The sequence below is a fragment of the Staphylococcus canis genome, assembly GCF_016238445.1.
GTDB classification, from domain to species: domain Bacteria; phylum Bacillota; class Bacilli; order Staphylococcales; family Staphylococcaceae; genus Staphylococcus; species Staphylococcus canis.
Genome location: NZ_JABANU010000008.1, coordinates 25,947 through 37,883 on the forward strand (window position 1 = coordinate 25,947; position 11,937 = coordinate 37,883).

Sequence of the window (11,937 nt, forward strand, 5' to 3'; positions counted from 1 at the left end):
TCAAAGATAAAGCAATGAGTAATGCACCAATCTTAACGATTGATACGCGATTCAATCAAACTCACCAATGATGCGTCAAGCATTGACATCATATTATCATTATCTAAATACTCAAGATAAAGTTCATCAAGAATGTCATCATCGTGAATATCATGAAAATAAGATACAATGGCTTTGAATACTGTTTCATCAGATGATTGATGGAGTGTTGATTGAATAGCATACCAAGATGACTGTGACATGGAGACCGCTCCTATATTAATTATTTTTAGGATATAATTAAAGTACATGTTCATAACAAAGTCTTTCGTTTTAAATCACAATAAAATCAAAGACTTTAGTATATAAATATTATACCACGATATTTAATGAAATTATATCATAAGAAACTATAGGCAATATATTTATTTAAGGAGAAAGCAATATACATTGAAAGAAGGGGTTTAAATGGCAAAGTTATATGCAATTGGAGAAGCGCTGATTGATTTTATTCCAACCACAAGAGATGTAGCACTGAAAGATGTAAAAGGATTCGAACCACAAGTAGGCGGTGCCCCAACGAATGTTGCGAGTAGGGTCGCAAAGCTTGGTGCTCCGTCAGCTTTGATTACACAATTAGGTCAAGATGCATTTGGTGATCGTATTCTTGAAACTTTAGAACATGAAAGTGTGGATACGACACTAATTAAGCGAACAACAGAAGCGAATACTGGGCTTGCGTTTGTCAGCCTTACAGCATCAGGAGAACGAGATTTTGCTTTTTATCGTAAACCATCAGCAGATATGTTGTTAGAACCACAAGCAGTTCAAGTCGACTTTCAACCAGAAGATATTCTCCATTTTTGTTCAGTAGATCTCGTACCGTCTCCAATGAAAGCAACACATGAGAAAGTGATTCAGCAGATGGAAGAAGCAAAAGGTACGATTATATTTGATCCAAATTTAAGATTTCCGCTATGGCCATCGAAAGACGAACTGAAAGAAACAGTATTAGAATTTCTACCTAAAGCGCATATTGTGAAGATTTCAGATGAAGAATTGTCATTTTTAACAGGAAGTGAAGATGAGTCATCTATCCAAAACTTAATACAAGGTAATACTGAAATCATCATTTATACAAAAGGCGCAAAAGGTGCTTCGATTTATACAAAAGAAGGAGAAATCGCGCATCACAAAGGCTATAAAGTAGAGGTTCAAGATACAACAGGAGCAGGCGATGCGTTCACAGGCGCTTTCATTTATCAATTGTTAGAAGCGCAAGATACTATGATGCCTTTTGAGTATATTCAAGAAAATGCTGAAAAAATGTTGTCTTTCAGTAATGCAGTTGCCGCGCTATCAACAACACGAAAAGGTGCGATTGAGAGCCTACCAATATTAGATGAAATTTCAAAATTAATAGATGAATAGATATCTTTTTCATTTTCAGCATGTAGCTTTTTGACTACATGCTTTTTTAGTATTCATTCTATTGATAAACCCTATTATAACAAGGTTTGAATATAACGGGGTAAGTGTGAGGGTTGTCTGAGGTTAGACATGCGGTATGGTTAAAATGTTATAGAGTGAACATGGTTTTAAACTAATTTTGGTGTTTAAAATTCTTGTTCAGTTTTTGGGATGATTTGATATTTTTAAGGATATTAAGCGCTTTCACTATCGTGTTATATTAATCGTAATCATAACGATAGAGGTGATTCAGATGAACTTTTTTAATATCCATAAGATTCCGAATCAAGGTATTCCGCTTTCGGTACAACGTAAATTATGGTTACGCAATTTTATGAAGGCTTTCTTTGTTGTGTTTTTTGCTTACATGGCAATGTATTTGATTCGCAATAACTTCAAAGCGGCGCAACCGTTATTGAAAGAAGATATTGGTTTAACGACGCTTGAGCTTGGTTACATTGGTTTAGCATTTAGTATTACATATGGTTTAGGGAAAACGTTGCTTGGTTATTTTGTTGATGGACGTAATACGAAGCGTATTATATCGTTCTTATTAATATTATCTGCAATTATAGTACTGATTATGGGTTTTGTGCTCAGTTATTTCGGTTCTGTAATGGGATTATTAATTGTGCTATGGGGACTTAATGGTGTGTTCCAGTCTGTTGGCGGCCCTGCGAGTTATTCTACCATTTCGAGATGGGCACCACGTACGAAGAGTGGTCGTTATTTAGGCCTTTGGAATACGTCTCATAATATCGGTGGTGCAATTGCAGGGGGTGTTGCACTTTGGGGTGCGAATATGTTTTTCCATGGTAACGTGGTCGGCATGTTCATTTTTCCATCTGTTATCGCACTAATTATTGGGGTTGTTACGTTATTTATTGGTAAAGACGATCCTGAAGAGTTGGGATGGAATCGTGCTGAAGAAATTTGGGAAGAGCCTGTTGATAAAGAAAATATCGACTCACAAGGTATGACGAAATGGGAAATTTTCAAAACGTACATATTGAAAAATCCTGTGATATGGATTTTATGTGTTTCTAACGTTTTCGTGTATATTGTGCGTATCGGTATTGATAACTGGGCGCCACTCTACGTGTCAGAGCATTTACATTTTAGTAAAGGTGATGCGGTCAATACTATATTTTATTTTGAAATTGGCGCATTAGTCGCAAGTTTACTATGGGGTTATGTTTCTGATTTACTAAAAGGACGCCGTGCGATTGTTGCGATTGGATGTATGTTTATGATTACGTTTGTTGTTTTATTTTATACGAATGCGACAAGTGTATTAATGGTTAATATTGCACTATTCGCGCTAGGTGCGTTAATTTTCGGACCGCAGTTACTGATTGGTGTGTCACTTACAGGATTTGTGCCTAAAAATGCAATCAGTGTTGCGAATGGTATGACGGGCTCATTTGCGTATTTATTCGGAGACTCAATGGCTAAAGTAGGGCTTGCGGCGATTGCTGATCCAACGCGAAATGGGTTAAACGTTTTTGGCTATACTTTAAGTGGTTGGACGGATGTTTTCATTGTCTTTTATGTTGCGTTATTCCTAGGCATGATTTTATTAGCAATCGTTGCGTATTATGAAGAGAAGAAAATTCGCAGTATGAACGTATAGAAAGGAAAAAGGTTCGGACATAATAGGGGTTCCAACAATCTCTATTTTTAATGTCCGAACCACTTTGTTTTTCAATCAATGCGGTGTTCTTCAATGATGTTGATGTATATAATCACTTGGGGACATGTGTAAATATTTTTTAAAGTGATAGCTGAACATTTTATATTCTGAAAAGCCGACTTGTTCAGCGATTTCGTAATGCTTAAAGTGTTGGTCTAAAAGTCTCAGAGATTGTAAAATGCGATACCGATTTAAATAATCAACAATTGAAATACCAACGTGTGCTTTAAACGTACGCATCGCATACGATTCACTGATATTGATATCTTGAATTAAGTCACTTATCGTTATTTTTTCATGATACTGTTGTTGAATCTGTTGAATGATTTGATTAACATAATATGCGCTATATTCTATTTTTAAGAGCGGTGTAAAGATATCGCTATGAGCTAAATCGCGTGTTTGAATGTGTGACGATTGCGCATGTAAACGTTTGGATAAGTTACTTAATAAAGCTTCCAATTGTGTATGGTCTACAGGTTTTAATAAATAATCTAAGACGTGATGTTGAATACCTGCTTTCATATATTCAAAGTCATCATAACTGGATAAAATGATGACTTCGCAGTCTAAATCCGCAATATCATCCAGTAAATCGACTCCATTTTTTCGAGGCATCCGAATGTCTGTAATGACTAGTTCTGGACGGTATTGTCGTATGAGTGAAAGGGCTTCAATGCCATCTTTAGCCGTGTAAATCGTATTAAATTGATATGCATCCCACGGTATCATGTGTTTGAGTCCTTCTCGTATAATACGCTCGTCATCACAAATAATCGCTTTAAACATCTTCATCCCTCCTTGAAATTGGAATACGATAGCAAATCAGTGTCCCGTGTTGTGATTTTGAAAACACATGCAAACGAGATTGTGTGCCATATTGCATCATAGCTCGGTGATGTAAGTGATTTAAACCCAAGTGCGCAGTCTCAAAGACATCTGTATATAAAGACGCACGCACGTCTTGTAATCGAGAAGCTGACATGCCTAATCCATTATCACAGACCGTGATGAAAAGGTTGTGACGGTTTGGTGTGAGGCGTATCGTGATATGTAAAGTCCCTTCATCTCTACCATGTTTTATCGCATTTTCGACTAAAGGTTGTAACATCATTTTGCCAATGGTATAGTGTAGCGTCTTTTCAGAAGCTTCTATTTTCAGCTGTATCATATCATCAAAACGAATATTTTGTATGGCTACGTATTGTTGAATATACTTCAACTCTTCCGCTATAGTGACTGTACGCGATTTCGTGCGTAACACGTAACGCAACATTTGAGATAATTGTTGAACCACGTTTTGTGCTGCTTTAGGTGATAACGGAATTAAATATTGTATGGTTTGCATTGTATTAAATAAGAAATGCGGTTGAAACTGACGCTCGATTTCTTTTAATTGAATATCACGTAAACGATGCTCAGTGTGCGCAATTGACTTTATGAGTTGTTCATTAGAATCAAATAAATCATAAATATAATGATTTATCGCTTCAAGTTCACTATGATGTTTTAGTGGTGTGTAATGCCCTAACTTTCGATGTTGTGCCGCATCAATTTTTTGAATAATCGCTTCGATATCTTCTGTTTGTCGTTGAGCCATTTTATTCGCACTGACATAGCCTAAAAGGACTAGAAGTATCAGAACAATACTCATGATTAGGAGTAAAGTCATTCCATCTTCAAGCGTTTCGTGTATATCTTTATAAATGATAAATTGATGTTGATGATTATTTAATGTTACAGCTTCATTTAAAAACCCAAATTGTGGACGTTCAAACTTGTCTCCTACGTTAAAACGATCGTCATTAGTGTACACAATATTATCGTAAGCATCGATAATTAAGGCGAACTGGCGCTCTTCTTTTTTCATCTTTTTGAATAAAGGCGTATGTGCCATATAGAGATTCAATTCATATATACCATTTTTAAAAGAAAGTCGTTGATGCTTAAGTAAATACATGTGTTGTGTATTGAACTGTTCATAATTGTTCGTGAAGCTTTGTTGATCGTTTGATAAATCATAATACAGCGTAACAGGTTGTTGATGAATAAAGTCTAATAATTCACGTTTTACAACGGTAATATCTTGATTGTCATTTAAATCTAAATGCTCAAAAATTGAGCGTTCTTTTTCGAAAAATGTATCAATTTGTTGCGTTGTATGTTGGATGTCCATTTGACTGGTATGAATATGGTGATGCATCGTGCGATGTTCAATCCAAATATAGACCGCATAAAAACTCACTAATCCAATAATGAGCACTAAAAACACTGGAAAGATGGTCGACGCGTATAATGAGCGTCTTAACTGACGTCTGTATGGTTTGTAAGGGGTCATTGAATCATCTCCAAAAACTGATCGTGCGGTTGAGAGGGTAATTTGGACTTAGGTAATAAAGGGATTTTATCAAATTGTGCTACTGCATCATTACGTGATTCAGAAATATCTTGTCGAATAGATTTGATGCCGAATTCAGAGACAAGTCGCTGTTGAATCGGACGACTGGTTAAGTAATGCACCAATTGTTCCCGCTTAGGGTGTGGATGTGCGTTATTAATTAAAGCAATACCATCAACATTCAACAACGTGCCTTCACGTGGGTAAATTATCGATATGGGATAACCTTTATCTTGCCACGTTCGTGCTTCTTGTTCATAACTTAACCCTGCATAATATTTACCTTTAGCGACATCATTAATGACTTTTGATGTTTTATCCAGTCGTACCGCTTGATTTTGAAAATGATGGACGTCTTGAATTTCATTAGACATACTATAAATCGCACGCATATGTTGGTAGCCTGTCGTTGTCGTATTCGGGTTTGAGTAAGCGACACGCGTGTTTAGAGCAGGATGATGCATTAAATCAGTGTATCCACGAATTGGAATATCTCCTTTTAAATCTTCATTCACTACAATAACAATTGGCATCAAAATAAAACTAGTCACGTAATCATCCTGTGATCGATATGATACGTATTGATGTGAAGCGGACGGCTCATGATAAGGCACAAAATCTTTTGGATGATCAATCATATCAGATAAGACCCCGCCTAGAAACACATCCCCACGTGTCATCGGACTTTCTTGATGTACACGTGATAATAACGTTTGAGTAGAGCCTTGTATAACCTCAACCTTCACATTTTCTTGTCGCTCAAAATCATTTAAAATGGGACGAATGAGATGCATCGGATACGGTGAATACACCTTCAAAACCTCTGACTGAACTTGACGCTGTTCAGTCGATGTACACCCACTCAAAATAATGAGAACACATAGCACCGCATAAATTTTATATTTCATAATATCTCATCATTTCTATGTATTTTTTTGTACTATAATTTTACCAATAATTGAGATATAAGTAATGTTAAAAATTAAGGACATTTTGAGGAACGGATTAATAGGAGAAGGAAAAACATTTAAAGTACGATGATGCAATAGATTTAAATGCAAAGTAATGTAGACATTTTAATAATAAAATGATACAATCAAAATAAACAAACGTGGAGGGATACCCAAGTCTGGCTTAAGGGGATTAATTTTTTAATTAATTAGGAGCTTATGGCTCGCGTTGGTTCAAATCCTTCTCCCTCCGTATCACTACAATAATATAACTTGAACATATATGGCCCTGTATTTTGACAATCAGTGAATTCAACATTGATTATTGACAATACAGGGCTTTAGTTATTATTTTTGTAAACGATGTATTTTATATAGTAGGGGATGAATCGGTTTGATAAAATCTCCTATAAATTCTTCGACGTGAGCGTTGAAACCTTCTTTAAATCTTTGTACGCCAAAGTCTTCAGCGTCTTCACTGAAATCACCAGTAATACCGTAGAAGTTATAACGGTTAATATGATTTTCCTTCGCAAATTTTATCATTTCCCATTGTAATCTATAGGCTCCCATATATGCATTATATTTAGGATTTGAACCACTAGAGAGGTAATACACTTCATGGTTATTGTATATGTAGAAAGCCGCAGCTAAATCTAGTTGTTTCCCATCTGTTTTTATTAGTTCTTGTGTTTTTTTAATTTTACGTTCTTGAGCTTCATATTGTTGAAGTTTTTGCTTATATTTATTTTTATTTTTCTTAGAATTCGGATTTTGCTCTAGACTAATCTCTATATTATGTAGTCGTTCTTTTAAGGTTTTTAAATGATCTTGTTGTTTTTTAAGTAAGTTATCTAGATTAATGTAGGCTAATTTAAGCATGCTATTATTTTTATACATTTTTTGCATTTCTTCAAAGTAAGCTTTACCTCTAAATGTAAATCCGTGTTTTTCCTCTGCCATTTTAAACAACTTAAAAAATCTATCAGTTTCTTCAATAGGTAAGGTTTTAACTTGTACATCCATTTCGTATGTTTTTTTGATATTACGTCTAGTTTGATAATCCATTTCTTCGAGTAACTTTTCTTCTGATTTATCTTTTAAATTTAAAACAGATAGCCAACGAATTTGGCTCATAGAGGAGTAACCTACAGAGTAACCTTGATGTCTGAATCCTAATACCTTTAATGTATTATATAATAATTTATTGTCATAAGAAGTTAAAATATTTCCTTTTGCATCTCTTATGTTCTCATGAACATAAGGATCTACTAATACATAGACACATCTATTTTTTCTTAAATATATTGATAATTGTTCGAAAAAAAACCTTACTAAATTAAGATCATGATAATTCATGACAGGACCGCGGTGCGTATAAAAATATTTAAAAAATTTAAGGCATCGTGCTTCTGTTAATAAGCAAGCAGCTAAAATATCACCATTTTCATTTTTAACACCCACTAAATGAACATCTTTTTTTACTAGATTCCTATACTTGTAATGATTGGAACTTTGAGTGTAATGTGAAAAGTTATTTTTAGTAAAAAATGAAAACTCTTCAACACTTAAATTAGTAAAATACATACAATACCAACTTTCTGAATGATTGTCTAACAGTAATATACTAAAAAATAAAGTATTTTTCAAAGTAATATTAATATCAATAATGACAAAATAACGAACTTTATATCACTATGTTTAATATCATAATACATTGTGTTATGCTACATATATAATTTTATATATTAGGAGGAGCTATAAATGAATAAAAACGATATATTTAGAAAGCTTTCAATAGGAGTATGTGCATTAAGTTTTGGAGTTTTTATATACACATATTGAAAATAACGTCGAAGCTTCAGAAGTTGATAAAATTAAGAGAGTAAGTATGTATAATACTTCATATGAAGTAATAGAAAGTAATATGAATGGTGAAAGCTTTTCTAAGACTATTGAGTAAGGGTCGAAATTAGAAAATAATTCATTAAAAAATGAAGCATCCCCAATTCAAGTAAAACCTCCAATAGAAAAAGATATTGATGAAAATAGTAATGATTTATTACGATGAAGTTATGAAGCAAGATGGACATGATTGGGTAGGGTATACGGCGTATAGTGGTAAGAGGATATACTTATCTGTGAGAACATGGAATAAATCTACTGGGGAATTAGGCCCTCTTTGGGGAGTAATTCATTAATAGATAATTGACTAAAATACCTTCATTAATTTGTATTTACATTTATCATTCGTTTAATTATTGTGATTATGCCTATTACTCATACTGTGCCAGCAATGTGGAATCAGCCTTTTCAAGAACACCTTTCTGAATTATTCGGCCATATTGTGTGGATGATTACAATTGATTATGTGCGACAATTATTTTTATTCAAATATCAAAATTAATACCAAAATCGCACTTTTATTGGAAATACTGTTCCATAAAAGTGCGGTTGGTTTAATTAAACTTAAATTGATTGATTTCAGAGAGTGGTATGTTAATGTTGAAAATTTTACCTTCTACATTGTGAATGCCGAATGAAGCGAGGCGTTCTGTATGCATGTTGAGGTATTTTTCTGCGTTTTCAACAGTGTCAAAGGCATAAATGCCGCCAGCTTCATGTGTTTCTTCATTTTCTGTCCAAATTTTCCATTGAAAGCCGTCTTCTTGGTTGATAGATTCTGCGATGTCTTTGAAACTAGAAGCCATCTCCTTACCAAATGGGCCTTCAAAAGGGAATGTTACTTGTAAAATCACTGACATATTGTCACTCCTCATTTTATGATCCTTATTTAAGTTTAAGTAATTTTACATGTTATAACAAATAAAACGAATAAATTATATATCTCAATTAATCATTATGTTTAATGATTGCGAGCGCGTGGGTTAGTTTTAGGGATAGCGATAAGAATTGCTGTGAAAGCAAATAAGCCGACGAAAATATTAATCCACAATGCATACATCGCGCCTTGATGGACATTTGTCGCAGCTACTGCTAAACCGTAAACGGTACCACTAATCGCAATACCAAATGCACCACCTAAAGATGACGCCATTTTATAAATACCAGAAGCTACACCAACTTTATCTTCTGGCGCATTAGCAACAGCTGTGTCTGTAGAAGGTGTCGCATAAAGCCCTAAACCAAGACCGAAACAGAGATAACCGATAATACAGCTGATAACGTAAAATGTCTCAGGTAAGAATGTCAGTGAAATTAATGCTACACCAATCACTACAATTAAAGTTCCGAGTAACATTGGTTTTTTGGCTCCCATTTTTTGAAGGAATTTTTCACCAACACGAATCATTAATAGCACCATAATAAGGTATGTAATAGATAACATTCCTGCTTGTAATGATGTATAGCCCAATCCTTGTTGGACATATGTGTTCGCAACAATTAAAGTTCCGGCCACACTATTGAGTAAAAAGTTAGAAATGACTGCCCCTGTATAAGGTCTGTTTTTAAATAATTTAAAGTCAATTAATGGATGACTTTCATGCTTTTCAACTTTAAGAAATAAAACGAGTGTCGCGATAAAGAGTAACAATAAACCATAAAAATAAATTGATGTATAGCCAATCGCCGAACCTTTTGTGATAAGAACGTTTAGACTTAATAACATTACGACTAAAATGATGAGTCCTTTAACATCAAATTTTGATGGTGATACATTTTCAGATTTAGATTCAGGTGTCCCTTTGATTAATAATAAAGAGAGTATCGCAACGATGATTGAGAAAATGAAAATCCAACGCCAACCTAATGTCGTCGCAACTGCACCACCAAAGAAAGAACAAATACCGCTACCACCCCAAGAACCGATTGACCAGAAACTTAGAGCGCGTTGACGTGCTTCGTCTTTATAATACGCTTTAACAATCGCGAGTGTGGACGGCATAATACATGCTGCAGATAACCCTTGAATAATACGACCAATAATTAGAAGTATCGGCCAGTTTGAAATGATAATTAAAAATGAACCGATAATACTCAGTACGAGCCCAATATTAGTCAATTTCACACGACCCATTGTATCGGCAAGCCCACCTGCACCGACGACAAACATTCCTGAGAATAGTGCAGTGATGGAAATCGCAATACTGATGGTACTAATATCTGTGTTAAAACTTTTTTGAAGCGGTGGAACAACATTCAATAGTGACTGAGCGAAAAGCCAAAATGTAATAACCCCAAGGACGATACCTAAAAGTAATTTATTATCACCATGATAATTTTGAGTCTCCTGCATATTATTTCTCCCCTTTTAAATAATCCAATACTACTGTACCAACAGCTTGTGCGGATGTGAGTAAGGACTTTTCACTAATATTAAATTTTGGATGATGATGTGGGTATGCTTTACCATCTTCTGGTGCAGCACCAACATAAATAAATGCGCTAGGTCGTTCTTTCGCATAGTACGCAAAGTCTTCAGATGGCGGTTGTGGTTCGCACTGTTCCACATCAAAATTGGCCTGTTGTAATGTCTCTGCTACTTTATTTGTAAAGTCTGGATCATTATATAAAGCCGGATAATCATCTTGATAATCAAGTTCACACGTCACACCGTACAATGCTTCGATACCGTGTGCAGTTGTTTTGAGTTCTTGTTCAATTTTAGCTTTAGTTTCATCTGTTAAGCCTCGTACGTCTCCTTCGATTTCAACACGATCTTTAATCACATTGAATTGCCCCTTACCATCGAAGGAACCGATCGTAATAACCCCTGTTTCAAAAGGACTTAACCGTCTAGAAACAATCGTTTGTACTGCGGTCACAAATTGTGCACCGGCAACAATTGCGTCGTTTGCAGTATGTGGAGAAGATCCATGTCCTCCTTGCCCAATGACATTTAATTTAAAGTAAGCACGTCCGGTTTGAACAAAACCAGGACGATAGAACACTTTACCAGTTTCCATCGTACTCATCACATGTACACCTAACACGTGATCAGCACCGTCTAATACACCGTCTTGAATCATACCAATCGCTCCACCAGGCGGTACTTCTTCAGCAGGTTGATGGATTACGACGATTTTACCTTTTAATTGATCTTTTATTTCCGCTAACGATTCTGCAAGTACTAACATATAAGCGGTGTGTGCATCATGACCACAAGCATGCATGACCCCTTTATTTTGAGAAGCATATGGAAGCCCTGTATCTTCCTCAATCGGCAATGCATCAAAATCAGCACGTATCGCAAGTGTTGGACCCGGATGACCAGAATCAATCGTTACTTTGATGCCTCGTTCTCCAACATTCGTTTCAACAGATACATCTTTATCTTTGTAAAAGTCGGCGATGTATTGAGCTGTTTGTGTTTCATGAAAAGAAAGTTCAGGATGCTGATGTAAATAGCGCCTAATTTCAATCATTTTTGACTCTTTTTCCCGTAAAACATTCATAAGTTGTTTATGCATGACAATCATCTCCTT

11 protein-coding genes, 1 tRNA gene and 1 pseudogene are annotated in these 11,937 nt (G+C 35.1%); 5 read left to right on the forward strand and 8 right to left on the reverse strand.

Annotated elements, in window-relative coordinates:
* Positions 1-32: 32 nt before the first annotated feature.
* Positions 33-242: a hypothetical protein gene (locus HHH54_RS04305; RefSeq protein WP_198617610.1), complete on the reverse strand. Its 210-nt coding sequence runs from the start codon at positions 240-242 to the stop codon at positions 33-35.
* 205 nt (positions 243-447) lie between these two features.
* Between HHH54_RS04305 and HHH54_RS04310 the strand changes: the two genes are divergently transcribed.
* Together HHH54_RS04310 and uhpT are read left to right on the forward strand one after the other, a co-directional pair.
* Positions 448-1,410: a carbohydrate kinase family protein gene (locus HHH54_RS04310; RefSeq protein ID WP_198617611.1), complete on the forward strand. Its 963-nt coding sequence runs from the start codon at positions 448-450 to the stop codon at positions 1,408-1,410.
* 292 nt (positions 1,411-1,702) lie between these two features.
* Entirely contained in the window at positions 1,703-3,082 is a 1,380-nt protein-coding gene (gene uhpT / locus HHH54_RS04315; protein WP_198617612.1) for a hexose-6-phosphate:phosphate antiporter UhpT, read from the forward strand.
* 90 nt (positions 3,083-3,172) lie between these two features.
* On the opposite strand, the gene hptR is transcribed toward uhpT, so the two are convergent.
* Genes hptR through HHH54_RS04330 form a run of 3 tightly spaced genes read right to left on the reverse strand, consistent with a single transcriptional unit; the run spans position 3,173 to position 6,448 of the window.
* Positions 3,173-3,931, reverse strand: a complete 759-nt coding sequence (gene hptR / locus HHH54_RS04320; RefSeq protein ID WP_198617613.1) for a response regulator transcription factor HptR — start codon at positions 3,929-3,931, stop codon at positions 3,173-3,175.
* Positions 3,924-5,480, reverse strand: a complete 1,557-nt coding sequence (locus tag HHH54_RS04325) for a sensor histidine kinase (protein ID WP_198617614.1) — start codon at positions 5,478-5,480, stop codon at positions 3,924-3,926. Before HHH54_RS04325 ends, hptR begins: the two co-directional genes overlap by 8 nt.
* Complete coding sequence (locus HHH54_RS04330) at positions 5,477-6,448, reverse strand: extracellular solute-binding protein (protein WP_198617615.1); 972 nt, start codon at positions 6,446-6,448, stop codon at positions 5,477-5,479. Before HHH54_RS04330 ends, HHH54_RS04325 begins: the two co-directional genes overlap by 4 nt.
* A gap of 205 nt (positions 6,449-6,653) precedes the next feature.
* Here HHH54_RS04330 and HHH54_RS04335 point away from each other — a divergent pair.
* Positions 6,654-6,743: transfer RNA gene (locus HHH54_RS04335), tRNA-Lys, on the forward strand.
* A gap of 95 nt (positions 6,744-6,838) precedes the next feature.
* Here HHH54_RS04335 and HHH54_RS04340 read toward each other — a convergent pair.
* Positions 6,839-8,077, reverse strand: coding sequence for an aminoacyltransferase (locus tag HHH54_RS04340; RefSeq protein WP_198617616.1), 1,239 nt, complete (start codon positions 8,075-8,077; stop codon positions 6,839-6,841).
* Between the two features lie 467 nt (positions 8,078-8,544).
* Between HHH54_RS04340 and HHH54_RS04345 the strand changes: the two genes are divergently transcribed.
* Positions 8,545-8,691 (forward strand): SH3 domain-containing protein, encoded by a 147-nt coding sequence (locus tag HHH54_RS04345; protein ID WP_269814013.1) that lies wholly within the window; start codon positions 8,545-8,547, stop codon positions 8,689-8,691.
* Positions 8,692-8,750: 59 nt separating this feature from the next.
* A pseudogene (locus HHH54_RS04350) lies at positions 8,751-8,897 on the forward strand (DUF1440 domain-containing protein); the annotation flags it as partial.
* A gap of 52 nt (positions 8,898-8,949) precedes the next feature.
* On the opposite strand, the gene HHH54_RS04355 reads toward HHH54_RS04350, so the two are convergent.
* The 3 genes from HHH54_RS04355 to HHH54_RS04365 form a co-directional block, all read right to left on the reverse strand.
* Positions 8,950-9,255 (reverse strand): monooxygenase, encoded by a 306-nt coding sequence (locus HHH54_RS04355; protein ID WP_198617619.1) that lies wholly within the window; start codon positions 9,253-9,255, stop codon positions 8,950-8,952.
* A gap of 101 nt (positions 9,256-9,356) precedes the next feature.
* Positions 9,357-10,748 (reverse strand): MFS transporter, encoded by a 1,392-nt coding sequence (locus HHH54_RS04360; protein WP_198617620.1) that lies wholly within the window; start codon positions 10,746-10,748, stop codon positions 9,357-9,359.
* 1 nt (position 10,749) lies between these two features.
* Positions 10,750-11,922, reverse strand: a complete 1,173-nt coding sequence (locus HHH54_RS04365; RefSeq protein WP_198617621.1) for a M20 family metallopeptidase — start codon at positions 11,920-11,922, stop codon at positions 10,750-10,752.
* Between the last annotated feature and the right edge of the window lie 15 nt (positions 11,923-11,937).